The 17,797-nt window shown below is 60.9% G+C and carries 15 protein-coding genes and 2 pseudogenes; 15 read left to right on the forward strand and 2 right to left on the reverse strand.

Annotated features, from left to right (window positions below; genetic code table 11):
• Positions 1 to 39 precede the first annotated feature (39 nt).
• The 8 genes and pseudogenes from CVV68_RS03630 (at position 40) to CVV68_RS24120 (ending at position 9,097) form a co-directional block, all read left to right on the forward strand.
• A complete protein-coding gene (locus CVV68_RS03630) occupies positions 40 to 1,011 on the forward strand; it encodes an ornithine cyclodeaminase family protein (protein WP_110499662.1) in 972 nt (323 codons plus the stop codon).
• A 98-nt stretch (positions 1,012 to 1,109) separates the two neighbouring features.
• A complete protein-coding gene (locus CVV68_RS03635; protein ID WP_110499850.1) occupies positions 1,110 to 1,883 on the forward strand; it encodes an amino acid ABC transporter ATP-binding protein in 774 nt (257 codons plus the stop codon).
• Positions 1,884 to 1,886: 3 nt separating this feature from the next.
• Positions 1,887 to 2,525 (forward strand): amino acid ABC transporter permease, encoded by a 639-nt coding sequence (locus CVV68_RS03640; RefSeq protein WP_110499663.1) that lies wholly within the window; start codon positions 1,887 to 1,889, stop codon positions 2,523 to 2,525.
• The gene (locus tag CVV68_RS03645) at positions 2,522 to 3,178 is read left to right on the forward strand and encodes an amino acid ABC transporter permease (RefSeq protein WP_110499664.1); all 657 of its coding nucleotides are present in this window, start codon (positions 2,522 to 2,524) and stop codon (positions 3,176 to 3,178) included. Before CVV68_RS03640 ends, CVV68_RS03645 begins: the two co-directional genes overlap by 4 nt.
• A gap of 14 nt (positions 3,179 to 3,192) precedes the next feature.
• The gene (locus CVV68_RS03650) at positions 3,193 to 4,440 is read left to right on the forward strand and encodes an NAD(P)/FAD-dependent oxidoreductase (RefSeq protein ID WP_110499665.1); all 1,248 of its coding nucleotides are present in this window, start codon (positions 3,193 to 3,195) and stop codon (positions 4,438 to 4,440) included.
• A 52-nt stretch (positions 4,441 to 4,492) separates the two neighbouring features.
• Positions 4,493 to 5,116, forward strand: a complete 624-nt coding sequence (locus CVV68_RS03655; RefSeq protein WP_170133073.1) for a short chain dehydrogenase — start codon at positions 4,493 to 4,495, stop codon at positions 5,114 to 5,116.
• Positions 5,117 to 6,284: 1,168 nt separating this feature from the next.
• Positions 6,285 to 7,880, forward strand: a complete 1,596-nt coding sequence (locus tag CVV68_RS03665; protein ID WP_110499668.1) for a fatty acyl-CoA synthetase — start codon at positions 6,285 to 6,287, stop codon at positions 7,878 to 7,880.
• 104 nt (positions 7,881 to 7,984) lie between these two features.
• Positions 7,985 to 9,097, forward strand: a pseudogene (locus CVV68_RS24120) (glycoside hydrolase family 27 protein).
• A gap of 176 nt (positions 9,098 to 9,273) precedes the next feature.
• On the opposite strand, the gene CVV68_RS03680 reads toward CVV68_RS24120, so the two are convergent.
• Positions 9,274 to 10,158 (reverse strand): LysR family transcriptional regulator, encoded by an 885-nt coding sequence (locus tag CVV68_RS03680; RefSeq protein ID WP_110499671.1) that lies wholly within the window; start codon positions 10,156 to 10,158, stop codon positions 9,274 to 9,276.
• Positions 10,159 to 10,285: 127 nt separating this feature from the next.
• Between CVV68_RS03680 and CVV68_RS03685 the strand changes: the two genes are divergently transcribed.
• The 7 genes and pseudogenes from CVV68_RS03685 to CVV68_RS03715 form a co-directional block, all read left to right on the forward strand.
• The gene (locus CVV68_RS03685; RefSeq protein ID WP_211320709.1) at positions 10,286 to 11,737 is read left to right on the forward strand and encodes an aldehyde dehydrogenase family protein; all 1,452 of its coding nucleotides are present in this window, start codon (positions 10,286 to 10,288) and stop codon (positions 11,735 to 11,737) included.
• Positions 11,738 to 11,739: 2 nt separating this feature from the next.
• Entirely contained in the window at positions 11,740 to 13,458 is a 1,719-nt protein-coding gene (locus CVV68_RS03690; protein WP_211320710.1) for a hypothetical protein, read from the forward strand.
• Positions 13,455 to 14,462, forward strand: coding sequence for a dipeptidase (locus CVV68_RS03695; protein WP_110499674.1), 1,008 nt, complete (start codon positions 13,455 to 13,457; stop codon positions 14,460 to 14,462). The genes CVV68_RS03690 and CVV68_RS03695 overlap by 4 nt, the downstream gene beginning before the upstream one ends.
• Positions 14,455 to 15,183 carry a hypothetical protein gene (locus CVV68_RS03700; RefSeq protein WP_110499675.1) on the forward strand — a complete coding sequence of 243 codons (729 nt, stop codon included), beginning with the start codon at positions 14,455 to 14,457 and terminating at the stop codon, positions 15,181 to 15,183. The genes CVV68_RS03695 and CVV68_RS03700 overlap by 8 nt, the downstream gene beginning before the upstream one ends.
• On the forward strand, positions 15,180 to 15,560 hold the full coding sequence (locus tag CVV68_RS03705) for a RidA family protein (protein ID WP_245933316.1): 381 nt from the start codon (positions 15,180 to 15,182) through the stop codon (positions 15,558 to 15,560). Before CVV68_RS03700 ends, CVV68_RS03705 begins: the two co-directional genes overlap by 4 nt.
• 67 nt (positions 15,561 to 15,627) lie before the next feature.
• Positions 15,628 to 17,025 (forward strand): MFS transporter, encoded by a 1,398-nt coding sequence (locus CVV68_RS03710; protein WP_110499676.1) that lies wholly within the window; start codon positions 15,628 to 15,630, stop codon positions 17,023 to 17,025.
• Positions 17,026 to 17,133: 108 nt separating this feature from the next.
• A pseudogene (locus CVV68_RS03715) lies at positions 17,134 to 17,510 on the forward strand (thiamine pyrophosphate-binding protein); the annotation flags it as partial.
• Here CVV68_RS03715 and CVV68_RS23360 read toward each other — a convergent pair.
• On the reverse strand, positions 17,487 to 17,789 hold the full coding sequence (locus CVV68_RS23360; protein ID WP_170133075.1) for a hypothetical protein: 303 nt from the start codon (positions 17,787 to 17,789) through the stop codon (positions 17,487 to 17,489). The pseudogene CVV68_RS03715 and the gene CVV68_RS23360 overlap by 24 nt on opposite strands.
• Positions 17,790 to 17,797 lie beyond the last annotated feature (8 nt).

Consider the following 17,797-nt stretch of genomic DNA (forward strand, 5'->3'; position numbering starts at 1 on the left):
CAGCGCCCTTCGGCAAAGTAACCAATAGGAGAGAATTCCATGGATTCAAGCCTCAGCTTCCTTGAGCGACAACGGTCGGGCCCCGTCTACCTCGATGACGCCGTGATTGCCGGTTCACTGACAGTGCGCGCGGCCGTCGGGTCCATGAAATCGGTTCTTGCTTCCGGATTCGATCCCGAATCCGGCGCACCCAGGACCCGTCTTGAGACTGAGGGCGGCACCTTCATGCAGATGCCTGCCGCCAGCGGCAAATTCGTCGGGACAAAACTCCTAACGATCACACCGGGCAATTCGGCAACGGCGTCACCTGTAATCCAGGGACTCTACGCGCTCTTCGGTGGAGGCGACCAGCGACCGCTGGCGGTATTTGATGGAGTTGCATTGACCAACTTGCGAACGTCTTCGGTTTCGGCGATGGGGGCGACTTTGCTGACGTCCCCAGGAGCCAAGCGACTTGTTGTTTTCGGCACCGGCGTCCAGGCCTGGGCTCACATCGTCGCATTTGCTGAACTTTTTGACCTGACCAGCGTGGAAATCGTTGGCCGCAATTCGGATACGGCGAATGACCTGGCGAGGGACGCCCAAGGGATCGGAGTGCACGCCACGGCGGCGGGCCCCGATGCCGTGAAGCATGCCGATCTCGTCGTCTGCGCCACAGCGTCGTCAACGCCACTCTTTGACGGCACCATGGTGAAACCAACCGCCGTCGTGGTGGCCATAGGATCACATGACGGTGACCACCGCGAGATTGATGACGCCCTTTTGTCAAGGGCCACAGTCTGTGTTGAGTCGCGTGACTCGGCAACCCGGGAGGCTGGTGACGTCATTCAGGCACTGGAGTCCGGCGCCATAGCGGACGAGGCCCAGCTGGTCACCCTGGCTGATTTGGTCATGGGGCGCACGGAAGTTCCCATCAACAGGCCGGCCGTCTTCAAGACCACAGGCATGCCGTGGGAAGACCTGGCGGTGGCAACGGCCGTCTATGAAGCATTCTCTTCAAAAGTTGCCTAGCACTGGATTGTTGCGAATCCGATTTACCCAGTGGGCATGGCTTGGGCCAGTCTGCCGCAGTGATCGACACGGAAGGACTACTAGAAATGGAACAACTGATGATTGAACTCAATCCCCAGACCACACAGCCGGTTGTTCAGGTAAAGAATCTTGCCAAGGCCTACGGTTCAAACGTAGTGCTTCGCGATGTATCACTGTCCGTGGCCGAGGGATCCGTGACGGCCATGATCGGGCCAAGCGGCGCCGGCAAGAGCACTGTTTTGCGCTGTATGAACCTGCTGGAGCAACCAGACAGCGGTGAAATTGTCATTGACGGGCACTGCATTAATGCTGGCAAAAAGACCAGTCCGAAGAGCCTGGCGGCTCTGAGACGCAGCGCGGGCATGGTTTTCCAACACTTCAATCTCTTCCCCCACATGACGGTTCTTCGCAATGTCAGTCTCCCCCAGGAGCGGGTCCTTGGATGCAGCCGTGAGCAGGCCAATGAGAAGTCCATGGAGTTGCTCAAGCGCATGGGGTTGGCAGATAAGGCCGACCAATACCCCTCGCGCTGCTCCGGCGGGCAGCAACAGCGCATTGCCATTGCGCGGGCACTGGCCCTTGGCCCCCGAGTCATGCTGTTTGACGAACCAACCTCTGCGTTGGATCCAGAAGTGGGGGTCGAAGTTCTGGAAGTTATGAAGGAGCTTGCCTCCACTGGCATGACGATGGTCGTGGTGACTCATGAGATGGCGTTCGCAGAAAACGTAGCAGACGAACTCGTTGTGATGGCTGATGGAGGAATCATCGAAAAGGGCCATCCCGGACAGATCCTGAAGGATCCCCAGCATGAACGTACCCGCCGCTTCCTCCGCGCTGTGCTGGAGCGCTGAGCCATGGAAATGCTCAAGGCCATTGCCATTGGCTTGCCGCTCACTGTTCTGGTGACAATCTTGGCCCTGATGATTGGCACGGTCGTGGCGTTGCCGATCGTAGCCGGACTGAGAAGCAGGAATCGGCTCATTTGGCTGATGTCCCGCGGACTCGTTGACCTGCTCCGCGGCATCCCGCCTGTGGTGTGGCTCTTCATCCTTTACTACGGCATTTCCATCGGGGCTGTGAGGCTCTCGGCATTGCAGGCTGGAGTCCTGGGGTTGGGGGTGGTTGCCGCCGCCTACCTGGCGGAAATCTTCCGGGGCGCCATTTCTGCGGTCCCCAAAGGGCAATGGGAAGCCAGCTCTGCCCTCGGCTTTCACCGGGCCACGGTCTGGACCAGAATCGTCGGTCCGCAAACCGCACGGGCAGCAATCCCTGCGTACACAACGTTTGCCATTGGGCTGCTCAAAGACTCATCGATTGCCTCCACGATCGGCGTTTCCGAGATCGTGTTCATGTCCAGTCAATATGCACGGCAATCAGGATCCGGGATCTTGGTGTTTTTCGTCGCGGCGGGTATTTACATACTTTTGAGCGTTCCGCTGGGGCTGCTCTCGAGGCATCTTGACATCAAGATGCGGAAGGCGGTCGCCCGATGAACAATCTCGTAGATGTCGCGATCGAATACGGTCCAACACTGCTTGGCGGGCTTAAAGTCAGCCTCACGCTAACGATCCTCAGCCTGGCCCTTGGTCTGCCGATTGGCCTTCTCTTCTCGTTCGGTGTCACGGCGAAAAACAAGGCATTCCGCTATATTTCAGTGTTCTTCGTCGAGGTTGGCCGTGGTGCGCCAGCACTGGTCCTCCTTCAACTCATGTACTACGGCTTGCCAAATGCCAACATCACGCTGAGCTCCATGGCGTCGGCATGCCTGGCACTAACGTGGACGACAGCTGCCTACAGCGCCGAACTAATCCGGGGCGGAATGCAGTCCGTACCTTCGGGCGAAATCGAAGGCTCCCACGCACTTGGCATGAGTTACCGAGACTGCCTTCGATTCGTTGTCATCCCGCAGGGGCTGCGCATCGCACTTCCATCACTGATGGGATTTGCGGTCCTCCTCTTCCAAGCCACGTCGCTTGCGTATTCGGTGGCGGTACCGGAACTTATGAGCCAGGCCTACTCCATCGGCTCGTCCACGTTCCAATATTTGCCCGTCTTCATCGTCGCCGGACTACTTTATGCCGCCATTTCGATCCCCGCAACGTGGCTGTCCGTCGGCGCGGAACGCCTGCTGAGCCGGCACCTCTAGGAGATGCTGAATTGATGACCAGCCAGCTGGAAACTCCACGCACCGCCCTGGTCGTGGGTGCAGGAATAATCGGGCTTTCCACTGCCTGGCATCTTCAGAAGCGTGGGGTATCGGTCACCGTCATCGACAAAGAGGGGCCGGCCGCGGGAGCAAGTTGGGGAAACGCAGGATGGGTGACACCGGGTCTGGTCATGCCGCTGGCTGAACCAGGCGCCTGGAAGTATGCCCTTCAAAGCATCACGGATCCGAATGCGCCCCTGCACGTCCCGCTCAGGTTCGATCCACAGCTTTGGAAGTTTTTGGTGCGCTTTGCGGCGAATATGAACGCGAAGCGGTGGCAAAAGACCATGGCTTCGCTGGGGCCCATCACCAGGATGGTCGACGAATCCTTTGCGTTCATGCAGGCCAACGGCATCGCCTCACCAGTCTTGGCCGCCCCCTATGTTGCCGGCTTCACCAACGCCAAAGCGGCGGAGGCATTTCTGGCCGAACTTGAACACCTGCAGGAGATGGGCCAAAACATCGGCGTGAGCCGGATCAATACCGAGCGCCGCCCGGCAATACTCTCGAGCACTGTGGTTCAAGGCGTGGAAATGACCGGGCAGAGCTACCTGGACCCTGGGGAATTTGTAGGCGACGTTGCCAGAGACTTTGAGTCGCGCGGGGGTCAAATCCTTGAAGGCATCTGCGCTTCCGCGATTGATGTCGGCTTGGCGTCGGCAGAAGTGACCACCGACGACGGACGAACCATTCAAGCCGATGTCGTTATCGTCGCCACCGGATCTTGGCTACACGGCCTCGCAAAAAAGTGGGGCCTGAAAATTGGAGTTCAGGCCGGCCGCGGCTATTCATTCACCGTCGACGGTGACCGCCTGCCGGCAGGGCCGCTCTACTTCCCGGAACAACGAGTCGTTTGCACCCCCTATCAAGGTGCTCTCCGAATTGCCGGCACGATGGAGTTTCTTCGCCCGGATGAGCCTATAAACACTTCCCGACTCGACTCTGTGGTGCGGGCCGTCCGTCCTCTCCTGCAAGGCATCGACTGGTCGTCACGACGAAATGAGTGGGTAGGCTCGCGGCCCGTTACACCCGACGGACTACCAGTCGTCGGGCGCCTGGCCTCGCCCAGAATCTATGCGGCTGGGGGACACGGCATGTGGGGAATCGTACTCGGACCGGCAACGGGAAAACTTCTGGCGGATCAGATTATGACCGGAACGATCCCACCCGAAATTAGGGATTTCGACCCCTTGCGTCCATAAGACCAAGGGAGCAATTCAATCATCTTGACAGCTGACAATGGAGGACATAATCATGCGAATACTCGTCATCGGTGCCACAGGCACCTTAGGGAAGAACGTCGTGAACGCACTGCAGGCGCACCATGCCAAGTACAGCGAGGGAACCCTTGAAATTCTAAGTGCCTCACGTTCATCTTCGGCGTACCCCGTTGATTGCCACGACGACCTGAGCGTCCGATCTCTCTTCGAAAAAGTCGGCATCGTGGATGCAGTGGTCAGCATCATTGGCGGTGCCAAATGGGCATCCGCTTCGGAGGCTGACCTTGATACGTACAAGTCGACGCTCGAGGGCAAATTGTTGTGCCAGCTTCGCCTTGCCCTGGCGGCTCGCAGCCACGTTACTACCGGCGGGTCGATAACGCTCACGAGTGGCATCGTGGGCCATCACGTCTTCCACGGAGGGTCACCCAGTGCCATCGTCAACATCGGACTAGACGCCTTCGTCAAGAGCGCATCCGCCGAACTACCGAAATTGCGGCTGAACACTGTCAGCGCCACAGTGCTGGAAGAGTCAGCCGACGCATATGCATCAGTCTTCCCAGGTTTTCCGCCCGTCCCCGGCGCCGTAGCAGCGGCGGCCTTTGTGCGCAGCGTCTATGGCGCTGAAACTGGTCAGACCATTATGGCTTGGACGTAGGAAGCACTTGCCGACGCTGGGCACTCGGCGTTTCACTCGGACCGAGTTCTCTGAAGTTGCCACGAAGTGGATGACAAAGGCGATTGGCTCTGTGCTTGTGGGTGCGTAAGCCTCGCCTAAAGTTCCACCCCACGTTTACCCCACGGATACGATCGAGTACGAACACACGGAAACCACACGCTTTGAAACAATTTGGACCAAAGGTGTCGAGTGCTTTTGGCGCCTTTGGGTGCATGCGCGCTAGACCGCAAGCGCCGCCATTGAGTTCCTGTTTCTGTAACAGTGGGCTTGATTAGCCCAGCTGGAGACCAATCAAAGGAAATTTGCCCCGTGAGTCGGTCCGCTCAATACTGGTGTGCCACTTCCGACCGAGTCACCTGAAACCTACCGGTTTGAAGGAAAAACAACAGCAACGTAGTAGCTATCATTGTTGCAGCTGTACCACTGGAACAAGGCCTAAAACCCACAGATGGCAAGTGTGAACCGACCCTAGAGCCTACAAGCGTGTGTTGTCGGTTCGAATCCGACAGGGCCTAGCAAGCCCGGAATGACGGGGATTTCGATAGTTTGAATGGCCCCGAAAGGGGCCATTCGTCCTTAACGCTCCACAAACTCTCCAGATTGACTCTCCATTTTCATTATTTACCGCTAGTTTCCGCTGTTTTTTTAAGGGTCCTCAGGCGGCTCGGTTCCTCCGAAAATGGAGACTCGTCAGTCTCCGGCGGTGCGATGGGTGCTACCGACTCTCCAGCTGTGGCTCCTTGTGTGGAGGCTCTCAATCCCTTGTTAGGGACTGTTCATCATGCTTGGCTCTGACCAAGGTTTGATTGACATCCGACTTGTGAGTCTTGGCGCCGAGTCGGCGTATAGACGGTGCGCTGATTTAGTTTTGGCTCGACGTACGACTATAGATCTCGTCGGTCAGGTGGTCGTGGCGGAATCGGCCATACATGGACGGATCCTTGTGCATGAGGTGCAGCGATAGCGTCTTGGCAGGAGCGCTCCGCACATGGATCTGCTGGATTTCACTCCATCGCAGGTGTTGCATTGATTTGTCGGGAGTATATGGCAGGTTGAAGGTATCAGATTGTTCACCAACTCTGTGCCAGCCACTATCGAACGTCTCTAGGCCGTGGTCCATCGCATTTTCGAAAGGAACAGGAACACCATGAACGCATCCTCCGCGACGCCCGACGCCCCCGTCACTGGCTCGCCCAGCGCAGGCCGTGCTGACACGGTCGGCGCGCTCTTACGCCGGACCGTCTCACGCAACGGTCCCATGAACGCCGTGCTGTTCGAAGACCGCCGCTGGACCTATGCCCAGCTCGAGAAAGGCGTCGATCGAATCGCACGCCGCCTCATGGGCCTTGGCCTTTCCCAAGGGACTCGGATCGCTGCGTATGGCGCAAATTCCGACGCCTATCTACTACTCTTCCTTGCCTGCGCCAAGACCGGACTGGTCCACGTACCTGTGAACTTTGCCTTGAAAGGCGGCGAACTCAGCTACCTGCTCAACGACTCGGGCGCCAGCCTGGTGGTGGCTGATCCCGAGCTGCTGCCGCTCGTGGACGAGTTGCGGTCTTCAGCTCAGGCCCCAGCGGTCGAGCAGTTGTGGTCCATGTTCCCCGGAAGTGACTCAAGCGAACCTTCACTCTTGGAAACCGCCCTGAACGACGACGACGACGCCGGCCCTGTCGAGATCGCCGTGGGCGAGCACGCTCTCCTCCAGCTTCTCTATACGTCTGGCACCACCTCGGCACCCAAGGGTGCGATGATGACCCACGCAGCATTGATTGCGGAATACATATCTTCCATCATCGCGCTGGATCTCACAGCCGATGACCGACCGCTCGTCGCCATGCCGCTGTACCACTCGGCCGGAATGCATGTCTTCATGCTGCCCTACCTTTCACTCGGCGCCACCGTTCGATTGATCGCCCGCCCCGACGTCGGAAAGATTCTGAGCCTGGTCGAAAAGGAACGCATCGGCTCACTTTTCTTGGCACCTACGGTCTGGGTGCCCTTGAGCAACCATCCGGATCTCGCCGCACGGGACTTGTCCTCGCTGACCAAAGCCCAATACGGCGCCTCCATCATGCCCGTCACGGTGCTGCAGCGGCTGCGTTCTCGATACCCCCAGATTGGCTTCTACAACTGCTTTGGCCAGTCCGAGCTGGGCCCACTGTGCACAGTACTTCGCCCCGAGGAACACGAAACCCGTCCAGCTTCCTGCGGCCGTCCGGTCTTCTTCGTTGAAGCACGCGTGGTGACCACGGAGGGCATAATAGCTTCCCCCGGGGAGTCCGGGGAGATTCAGTACCGATCCCCTCAGCTGCTGGCCGGATACTGGAACAAGCCCGAGGCCACCGCCGAGGCCTTTGCCGATGGATGGTTCCGCTCGGGAGATCAAGTCACCCAGGATTCGCAGGGCTACATCCAAGTCGTAGACCGGATCAAGGACGTGATCAATACCGGGGGAGTGAACGTTGCACCCCGAGAGGTCGAGGACTGCATTTACGAACTGTCCGAGGTCGCAGAAGTAGCCGTGGTCGGAATCGCTGACGATTTGTGGATCGAGGCCATCACCGCCGTTGTCGTCCTGAAGGAAGGCACCTCCTTGACCGCAGAAGCCGTGCGGGCCCATGTCAAGAGCCGGCTCGCAGACTACAAGGCGCCCAAACGCGTGGACTTCGTCGCGGAACTTCCCCGCAATCAGTCGGGCAAGCTCCTCAAGCGGCAACTACGCGCAGAACGCGCAGAGTAAACTCGCTCTTCGAAAAATAACAAGGACCTCACCATCGAGACGGCAACGCTGCAACAGCGTCCCTTGCAGCCCAGGAAAAGCCCCTCATTGCCCCGGTTCCGCCCATGGGCTGGAACAGCTGGAATTCCTTCCGGTGTTATGACATCAGCGAGCAAAAGCTCCTCGACGTCGCCGATGTCCTCGTTACCAGCGGCATGCAAGCGGCCGGTTACGACACGTTCGTCATCGACGACTGCTGGCAAGCACACAGCCGAGGCGCCGACGGGCGCCTGCGCTCCCATCCACAACGCTTTCCCTCCGGGATGGCAGCCTTGGGAGCCGAACTCAAAGCCCGAGGCTTTAAGTTCGGCTTGTACGCCTCACCGGGTCGCAAAACCTGTGCCATGCTCTACGACCGCTACCCCGGCCGTGGCCTGGGCTCTTTTGGCCGAGAAGAACTAGACACCCAAACGTTCGCCGACTGGGGTGTGGATTTCCTCACGTACGTCTGGTGCGAAGCCGACGAGGACAACGCCGGCCTGCGCTACCCTGAAGCCTTTGACCGCATGGCTTTGGCGTTGGAAAGTACCGGCTGGCCGATCGTCTATTCCATCTCTGAATATGGCCGCACACAGCCCTGGACGTGTGCAGGCGACTAGGGGCACATGTGGCGTACCACCGTGGACATTGAACGGAACTGGGCCTCGGTCATGGCGATCGCCGACACCCAGGCGCACCTTGCCCAATTCTCAAGACCACACAACTGGAATGACCCTGACATGCTCCAAGCCGGCAACCCCGGCCTGACTGCGGAAGAAGAAGCAACCCACTTCGCACTGTGGTGTTTCTTCGCTGCGCCGTTGATGGCCGGTCATGACCCCCGCACCATGACCGAATCTGTCCAGAAACTAATCACCAACGAGCCCCTGCTCGCCATTGACCAGGACGTCCTTGGCCAAGCCGCGGTCCGGACACAACCGATGCCCGAGGTAGATGTGTGGTCCAGGCCCTTGAATAACGGCGAAGCCTGGCTGATCGTGAATAAAACCGAGCAAGCGCTCCAGGTTATTCATCACAATGGCCAACGGCGCCTGAACAACACCGCCCTCGCCACAATCCCCACGGCGGCCCGTGTGCTTCCGCTGCGCGGTGGTGAGAAAATCGCACTGGCGCCAGAAAGCACGCGGGAAATCCCCGCCCATGGTTGCCTGCCGATCATCCATCAAATTCAGGAATAAGCCCAGGTACGTGACGAGCTGACGATGATCGGCCGCGGATGTCTCCTTTCTGTCCACTAAGGAGACATCCACTGCCGGGCAAGTCCGTGACCGCCGTCGTACGTCAACGCTCGCTCTGCGATCGAAGTGGCTCTACGTTCTAAGTGGCTCTGCGATCGAAGCGCCATGGCCCCCGCTCACGAGCCCATGGCGTCGAACGCCTCCTTGATCCTTGCCACCAGCAGGGAGCTTGAGGTGTCCGTGGCGTAGATCAAGCTAATCGTTGAAGTGGCGTTGGCGTCCTCGATGTTCAGATACACCAGTCCGGGGATGGCAAATGCACGCATCGACTCCGGGACCACCGCGATGCCCAGGTGGGCAGCGACCAGGCCGAGGATGGTGGGGAACTGGACAGCTTCCTGGGCGATGTCAAAGTCCACGCCCACCGCATGCAGGAGGGAGGAAATGTGGTCGAAAAGGGACGAAATGCGGCTTCGCGGGAAGGCAATGAAGGCCTCGCCGTGCAGATCCTTCAGCGAGACGGTGGCGCGCGCGGCCAGCCGGTGGTCTGCGGCGACCGCGACCACCAGGGGTTCGTGCATGATCACAGTGGCGCTGATGCCGTGGACTGTTCGCACTTCCCGGGCGATCCCTGCGTCGAGGGTGCCGGCTGCAATGAGCTCCAGCTGCACATCCGTGGTCTCCTCGCGCAGTTGAAGATCGATGCCTGGCCACGTTGAGTGCATGTGTCGGACCAGGCCTGGCACCAGGTGAATGGCTGCTGAGGAGACAAAGCCGAGCCGTAGGCGGCCCAGCTCGCCGTTCCTGGCATGTAACAGAGCAGACTCCATGACGGCGTATTGGGCCAGAACCTTGCGTGCGTGTTCCAGCAGCACCTCCCCCTCGGAGGTCAGTTCAACGTTGCGCGAATTGCGCACGAACAAGGCCACCTTGCACTCCTCCTCCAGCTTGCGGATCTGCTGGCTTAACGGCGGTTGGGCCATGTGGAGGCGCTGGGCGGCCCGGCTAAAGTGCAGTTCCTCGGCCACGGCCACAAAGAGTTCAAGGCGTCTCAGGTTCATACCATCAAGACTAAATGGATATTGAACCGCGTCCAATAGATATTTCCTTACACTGAGCAAAACATCTAGCGTTACAGGTGAGAGAAATCACAGCAGTGAACGTAACAGAGGATTGACAATGACCGTAATGACCAAGCCCGTAAGCAGCTACATCGATGGATCCTGGGTTGAGGGGTCGGGGGATTTTGTCTCCCGGTACAACCCCGCAGCGCCGGACCAGGTCGTGACCAGCTATCACCAGGCCAGCGCAGCGGAACTGGAGCAGGCGATTGGCGCTGCTTCCGCTGCCTCCGCAGCCTGGGACGGGCTGGGAATTCTTGCCCGCGGCCGGGTCCTGGTTGCCGCCGCGGCCGCCATCCGGGACCGCGCCGAGGACATCGCCGCCGTCATGACCGCCGAACACGGCAAGACGCTCGCAGAATCCCGGATGGAGGTGGACGCCTCCGCGGATACCTTCGACTACCACGGCGCCTCAGCCCGCAACCCCATCGGCACTGAATTCCCCTCCAGCCACCCGGAGGAGCGGATCCTGACCGTTCGCCGACCCCTTGGTGTGGTTGGGGTGATCACCCCGTGGAACTTCCCCTTGCAAATTCCGGCATGGAAGATCGCCCCGGCCATCCTGCACGGAAATACTGTGGTGTGGAAATCGGCAAGCAACACCCCCGGCGTTTCCGTCCTCCTCATGGAGGCCCTGGCGGCAGTCGGCGTTCCTGCAGGTGTGGTGAACTTGATCCTCGGCCCAGGCGCCCTCGGTTCCGAGCTGGTCGCCAACCCCCTGGTGGGCGGGGTGACTTTCACCGGTTCCGTCCCCGTTGGCCACCACATCCGCGGGATTGTTTGCGGCCGTGGCGCCAAGCTGCAGCTTGAACTTGGTGGACACAATGCCACGCTGGTCCTTCCCGACGCTGATCCCGAACTCGCCGCAACCGCCGTGGTCAACGCCGCCATGGGCTCAACCGGTCAGAAGTGCACCGCCACCCGCCGCGTGATCCTGGTCGGCGACGGCCACGAAGACTTCCTCGCACGAGTCAAGGACAAGGTGTCAGCGCTGATCGTGGGCCCAGGCATGGATGCCTCGGTCCAGATCGGCCCGGTCGTCTCGCCGTCGGCCCGTGCGGAAATCAACGCCGCCATCGATCAGGCACTGGCCGACGGCGGCGAAATCCTGGCCCAGGCTGTCCTGCCGGACGGCGAGGGCAGCTACGTAGCCCCCACCGTGCTGACCGGGCCCCGCTCCATGGCCATCTGCCAGGAAGAAGTCTTTGGACCGGTCACCACCGTCCTGTACGCAGACACCCTGGAAGAAGGCATCGAGCTGGCCAACAACACGGCGTTTGGACTCACCGCAGCGGTCTTCAGCAGCGACGAACGTTCCATCCGCCGCTGCGTGGCCCAGCTGCAGGCTGGCCTGGTCAAGGTCAACGCACCCACCACCGGCTCCGAACTCCACGCGCCGTTCGGTGGCATGAAGGACTCCACCTTCGCCGGCCCCCGCGAACAAAACAGCGCAGCCGCGGCCACCTTCTTCACTCACGAGAAGACCGCTTACCTGCGCCTGGCACCGAAGAAGGCATGATCATGAGCCTCATTGACGAAAAAACCCGTTTTGAGCTGCGCAGTCCCAGCGCAGTGCTTTGCGGCTCCGACATGAACGGCGCGTGGGGCACACGCCACAGCTTTGCCCGTACCTTGCTCCGCCGCGCGGCCTCCCACCACTGGACGGTGTCCAAGAACCGCTTGGAGCTGGATGAGCTGGGCCGTGGAACAGTGGTCTTCACCGTTGACGTGGAAGGCCACGAACTGAAGTTCATCGCTTTCTGCCAGGCGCTGGAAGAAAGCGAACGCACTGACCGGGTCATTGCGAGCGCCTGGGACGTCACCGCAGCCCTCCTCGAAGGTGAACTGACCCCTGAGCGGGAGACGGAACTGCGGCGCAACGTCACCGTCCAGGAGCAAGGCCGCACGGACCCGGAAACGGTCATCATGACCCGGGCCAACCGCAGCGCCCGCTTTTTTGACTACGTCAGTGACTGCCTGGCTGCCGGCACCCAGCCTGACGTTGCCACGATCGGCCCCAGCCCCTACCTGATTCGCAGCACCGCGTTTTACGGCAATGGCAAGTTTGGACTCAAGGAACTCTCCGCCTTCCCGGCCGGCCACCCCTTGGCCGTTCCCTACCGTTCACAAATGCTGACCGCCTGGCTGATGCGCGAACTCAGCATGGACCTGGTGGAGCACGTGGCCCGGGCCAAAGCCCACGCCGCCGGAACCGTGGCAGTTCCGCTGGACGCCGCTTGGGGCCGCTACTTTGGGTTGGGCAACGCGACCGGGCTGGGCATGGTCCCGTTCCTGGTCAACCACCCCGGCTACCTGGACGCATGGTGCAGGCTCCGCGAACTCCCGCTGGCAGCAGGGCTCGCCGCCGATTACGCGCCGGAGCACCCCGACTTGGCCCGCATTGCCGAGCTGCTGGAACGGGCGGACCAGCACCTGGCCGAGAAGGCTGATCTCAAGACGGTGCCATTCCTGTCTACCAGCTCCATCCGGCCCCAACTTGGCCAACTACTGCGCGAACTGCAGGACTTCCGCACCTCCGGCGGAACAGCCGAACCCGTGCTGGCCCGCCTACACGAACACGCGGCCGGACTGAGCCCGGAAGCCCGGGGTCTTTTCGCTTCCATCGTCATTGAACTGCGGAGCGATTTCGACGCCGAAGCTGACGCCCTGCTCACCGTCGCAGCCCCGACGGCGTTCAACCCCGCCATGCGCTGTGACGAATTGAGCGCCCTGCTGACGCAAAACTATGCCTGGACGCAAAGTTACGATTTCACTGCTGCTGACTGCTCCAGCTACTACTGGTACACCTCAGCGGACAGCGAGGAACCACGCCGCGAACAACGCTCCAAGCTGGCCCAGGGCACGGTGGAACACTGCACTGACGTGGCACGCCGGGTCAACGCACTGGCCGGGGATTTGGGCGGTTTCAGTGCCGAGGCAAGCGTGGCTGAATTCCTGTTGGCCCATCCCAACCACCGATTCGCTGCCGAAAGGATCCAGCAAACCCGGGGTTACCAGTACGGGGATCTGCAGGACAACCTGGTGGACGGAAAATTCCTGCCGCTGAGCACCCAGCGTTTCCAATTGGCCACCTACGGGATGAACAATTTCAGTCCGCAGTCCACAGACTGGGTGCGCGTCACCTTGTTCAGCGGAGCCCCACGGGTTGCCGAGGTCATGAGCGGACAAGACGATGACGACTGGCTGTTTCCGCTGGCGCCTGAAGGAGAGAGCAAATGAACGTGCACAATGAAGCCACGTTGGTTGACGGGCTGCAGATCAGCAACTGGAGCCGTCCGGTCCTTGAAGAACTGCGCACCGGCGGCGTGAGCGCCGTCAACGCCACCTGTGCGGTGTGGGAGAACGCAGCGGAAACCATCCGTTCCATCGCCCAATGGCTTGAACTGGCCAACCGCAACCAGGACCTCTTCTTCCTAGCCAGCAGCGGCGACGACATTGCCCGGGCGAAGGCGGAAAACAAGATCGCCGTTTTCCTCGGCTTCCAAAACACCAGCCCCTTCGAGGACGACTACCGCTACGTGGAACTCTTTCACCGCCTGGGCGTGCGGATCGCCCAACTGACCTACAACAACCAGAACCTGCTCGGCGGGGGCTGCTTTGAAGCCGAGGACTCCGGACTTACCCGGTACGGGCGAGTGGTGGTCTCGGAAATGAACCGCGTGGGGATGTTGATCGACCTTTCCCATGTTGGCTACCGGACCAGCCGCGATGCCATCGAAGCCTCCACGGTCCCGGTGTCAATCACGCATTCAAACCCGCTGTGGTTCTTTGACACACCCCGCAACAAGCCGCACGACGTCATCCAACCCCTCGTGGACCGCGGGGGAGTGATTGGCTGCTGCCTCTACCCCACCGTCAGCGGCGGTGAACACGTCACGGTGGAGAGCTTCGCCGCCATGGTATTACGCATGGTGGACCTCTACGGCCCCTCCCATGTGGGGCTGGGCAGCGACTGCACCCGCGGGTGGGACCACGAGTTTGTCGGCTGGCTTCGCAACGGACGGTGGCAGCCCACCGCCCCGGAAGATTCCCCACGCTGGCCCGCCTGGCCGAACTGGTTCACCGGGCCCGAAGATTTCCCCCAGCTTACCGACGGGCTGGTCTCTGCCGGCCTCCCCGATGACACCATCGCCGCGGTGCTGGGCGGCAATTTCAGCCGCCTGTTCGCCGAGGTCATGGATAACAGCGTCATGGACAACACCAAGGAGAACGCGCATGTCTGAGAACATCACCACCGCCACCGGTGCCTCTGACAGCGGCACGACGATCGCCGTCGTCGACGTCCAGCCGCGGGAAATAACCGAATCAGCCTTCCGTGCCTTGTGCGCGGCGGGGGCCGACCCGGCCGAGGCACGCGAGGGCGGACTGGCCGTACTGCGCGCAGAAGTCGAAGCGCACAAGGGCCTGGAGCTCTTGGAACAGCTCCTCGCGGCGGACTGGGCGCAGCCCGCGCGGGCCGCCGCCACCCGATCCACAACGTGGGAAGGCGTCACCGTCCACGAACTCGACTGTCCGGACCAGCCGGCTCTGCGTTCGGCACTGGAACTGATCGATCTCGCTGTGAGCGGGGGAGTCGACGACGTCCGACTCAGCCGCACCACCGTTGCCGGCATTCCCCGGGAACTGTGGAATGACCTCATCCTCCGGCGCAGTGCAAACCTGCACCGCACCATCATCGTCGCCGTGACCACCGCAGCCGGAACGGACTACCTCAGCATCCACAACGGTGCCGTCACCGCATCGAACCAGCCTCCCAGCGCGGCCATGGCTGCCTCGCTGCTCCCGCACTCCAAGGGCGAGAACACGGTGGTTGTGGTCCTTCCAGGCACCGCCGTACTGGAGCAGCTGAATCCGAACATCGCCCAAAATCCCCTGAAAGTAAGTGGACCAGAGTGGCTTCGCATGTACCAACTCTCCCGGAACTACCTGATGGCGGACCAGTGAACCAGATCCAGCGCACCCAGTTCATGGACGGAAAACCCCGCCCCTACTCTGCCACGGCCACCGTCAACAACATCATCTTTCTCTGCGGCCAGGTGCCCACCCGTGCTGACGGTTCAACCCCGACAGATATTGCCGGACAGGTGGACCAGGCCTTCGATAACCTGGAAAAAGCCCTGCTGGCAGCACGTTCAGACCTTTCCAGCCTCCTCAAACTCACCGTCTTCCTCGCAGACCTGGACGAGTTCGAGGACTACAACGCCGCCTATCTCACAAGGCTCAGCGGCCATCCATTGCCTCCCAGGACCACGGTGCAGGTTGCCCGCTTCCGCGGAGAAAAGCGCATCGAAATCGATGCCGTCGCAGCCTCAACAGCCTAACCGACCTACGGTCGCGGATCTGTTGGGCAACCACCGTCGCTTTCCCTTAGCCCAGATCGGAGCCACCATGATCTCCCATGCCCATGCCCATGCCCATGCCCATGCCCCTACCCCTACCCCTGTTCCAGCGCCTACCGCCCAACTCACCATCGATACGGCACCGCTGAACTCCTTCCACAAGCGCCTGACACTCTTCAGCTCAGGCGGGCCGTTCCTGGACGGCTACATCCTGGCCATTATCGGCATCGCCTTGGTCCAGATCATTCCCCAATGGCAAATGAATGAGTGGTGGAACGGGCTCATTGGCGCCTCGGCTCTGATCGGTGTCTTCATCGGCGGTCTGGTCTTTGGCAACATCACCGACAAAATCGGTCGCAAGCTCATGTACACGATCGACCTGATCGCGATCATCGTGTTCTCGGTTGCCCAGTTCTGGGTCAACGAGCCCTGGCAGTTGTTCACCCTGCGCCTGCTCATCGGCATCGCCGTCGGGGCCGATTACCCGATCGCCACCGCCCTGGTTGCCGAATTCGTGCCGGCAAATTGGCGGGCCCGCCTGCTCGGCGGCTTGAACGCCATGTGGTTCGTCGGGGCCACCGTGGCCGCCTTTGTCGGCTACTGGCTGCTGTCACTGCCCGATGGCTGGCGCTGGATGCTCCTCTCCTCCGCCGTACCGGCCGTCCTGATCCTCATCGCCAGGGCCACGATCCCGGAATCCCCGCACTGGCTCGTCGGGAAAGGCCGCCACGAGGAGGCCCTTGTCATCTTGAAGAAGACCATCGGTGAAGGGGCAACCCTGGAAGGGATCACCGCCCACGACCCCAACGCCGTGAAGCTCAGCACTAAACAGGCATTCAAGATGGTCCTCACCGGCGGCTACCTCAACCGTGTCATCTTCATCTCCATCTTTTGGACCTGCACCATCGTGACCCTGTTCTCGATCTACGCCTTCGGCCCCCAAATCCTGGCACTGTTCCATCTAGAGTCCGGCGACGCAGCCAACATTGGCTACGGATTGATCAACTTGTTCTTCCTGGTCGGCAACGTTGCCGCGCTCCTTGTCGTCGACAAGCTTGGGCGCCGCCCCGTCCTCATCTGGGGGTTCGTCCTCTCCGGCGTGGGGCTGCTCTTCCTGGCCCTCTTCCCCACCGCGCCGTTAGGCTTGATTGCCCTGGCCTTCGCTTTCTACGCCATCTTCAACGGCGGCCCGTCGATCCTGGAATGGATCTACCCCAACGAATTGTTCCCCACGAAGGTCCGGGCCACCGCCGTCGGGCTCTGCACCGGAACCAGCCGCATCGGTGCAGCCATCGGCACCTTCGCCACCCCTTTGGCGCTCACCCATCTGGGGCTCTCCGGAACCATGTGGATCGCCGCAGGCATCGCCCTGATCGGTGCAGGTGCCAGCTACTTCATGGCACCGGAAACCAAGGGCAAAAATCTCGAAGACGCAGCCGCGCTCTAGGCCCGAAAACGCCGAATGCATCCACGCGTCCGATAACTCGTAGAAATGGAAACACCATGGCGTCACTGAGCGTCGCCGCCACCGCCGCGGGCGCAAAAAAGGAAATCGCTGAAAAGAGCCGCCCGCGACACGCCTTCCGCCAACACCAGTGCGCCCGCCGTACCCTCCGCCGGCCACGTCATCGTGGATTCACTCGTAGCCCCGGAGAACAACGGGTCCACGTGGTCCCCGGGGAAAGCTAGCTGGAGGTGCTGGAGGTGCTGGACGGCCTGCACGGTTCATCGAGTGAAACCACCTTCTGCCGTCAGGAAGGCGGTGCCAGCCACGTGGCCGGGGCGGACGGGAAGATGAACCAGCTCCCGCGCATTGCGATAGTGACCCGGGGCCCCGGGGCGGCAAACGCGCACGATGGCCTGCCCATGGCCTGGCAGGATTCCACACCCATGTTCCTCTTCGTCGGGTTATTCAAGCGATGTCGCAGTGATCTGGTGGCCCAGAATCAGGTGGGCGAATTCGTGGAGGACGATTTGTTGCAGGTGCCATGTTGAGCGGACAGGGGCATGCAGGACAACGTTGATTCCTTCATGGAGAACCCACCATCCGCAGAGGTCGTCTCCGCGCAGAGTAGCCTGTTCGATGATGACGATGGGGCGGCCATGTTTGGCTTCGATCCAGGACTGGATGGCGTGCAGGTCCGGGTGTGCGCCGAGAACCAGCTGGCGATTTGCAGCCCGGGCGTCGTGGCGGATCTTCCGGTTATTCACTGCAGGGG

The sequence above is a fragment of the Arthrobacter livingstonensis genome, assembly GCF_003219815.1.
Taxonomy (GTDB): Bacteria; Actinomycetota; Actinomycetes; order Actinomycetales; family Micrococcaceae; genus Specibacter; species Specibacter livingstonensis.

What these genes read in the sequence shown, in the direction of transcription:
- CVV68_RS03630 (WP_110499662.1), top strand. Translation starts at nt 40, where the DNA reads ATGGATTCAAGCCTCAGCTTCCTTGAGCGACAACGGTCGGGCCCCGTC.
- CVV68_RS03635 (WP_110499850.1), top strand. Translation starts at nt 1,110, where the DNA reads ATGATTGAACTCAATCCCCAGACCACACAGCCGGTTGTTCAGGTAAAG.
- CVV68_RS03640 (WP_110499663.1), top strand. Translation starts at nt 1,887, where the DNA reads ATGGAAATGCTCAAGGCCATTGCCATTGGCTTGCCGCTCACTGTTCTG.
- CVV68_RS03645 (WP_110499664.1), top strand. Translation starts at nt 2,522, where the DNA reads ATGAACAATCTCGTAGATGTCGCGATCGAATACGGTCCAACACTGCTT.
- CVV68_RS03650 (WP_110499665.1), top strand. Translation starts at nt 3,193, where the DNA reads ATGACCAGCCAGCTGGAAACTCCACGCACCGCCCTGGTCGTGGGTGCA.
- CVV68_RS03655 (WP_170133073.1), top strand. Translation starts at nt 4,493, where the DNA reads ATGCGAATACTCGTCATCGGTGCCACAGGCACCTTAGGGAAGAACGTC.
- CVV68_RS03665 (WP_110499668.1), top strand. Translation starts at nt 6,285, where the DNA reads ATGAACGCATCCTCCGCGACGCCCGACGCCCCCGTCACTGGCTCGCCC.
- CVV68_RS03680 (WP_110499671.1), bottom strand. Translation starts at nt 10,158, where the DNA reads ATGAACCTGAGACGCCTTGAACTCTTTGTGGCCGTGGCCGAGGAACTG.
- CVV68_RS03685 (WP_211320709.1), top strand. Translation starts at nt 10,286, where the DNA reads ATGACCAAGCCCGTAAGCAGCTACATCGATGGATCCTGGGTTGAGGGG.
- CVV68_RS03690 (WP_211320710.1), top strand. Translation starts at nt 11,740, where the DNA reads ATGAGCCTCATTGACGAAAAAACCCGTTTTGAGCTGCGCAGTCCCAGC.
- CVV68_RS03695 (WP_110499674.1), top strand. Translation starts at nt 13,455, where the DNA reads ATGAACGTGCACAATGAAGCCACGTTGGTTGACGGGCTGCAGATCAGC.
- CVV68_RS03700 (WP_110499675.1), top strand. Translation starts at nt 14,455, where the DNA reads ATGTCTGAGAACATCACCACCGCCACCGGTGCCTCTGACAGCGGCACG.
- CVV68_RS03710 (WP_110499676.1), top strand. Translation starts at nt 15,628, where the DNA reads ATGATCTCCCATGCCCATGCCCATGCCCATGCCCATGCCCCTACCCCT.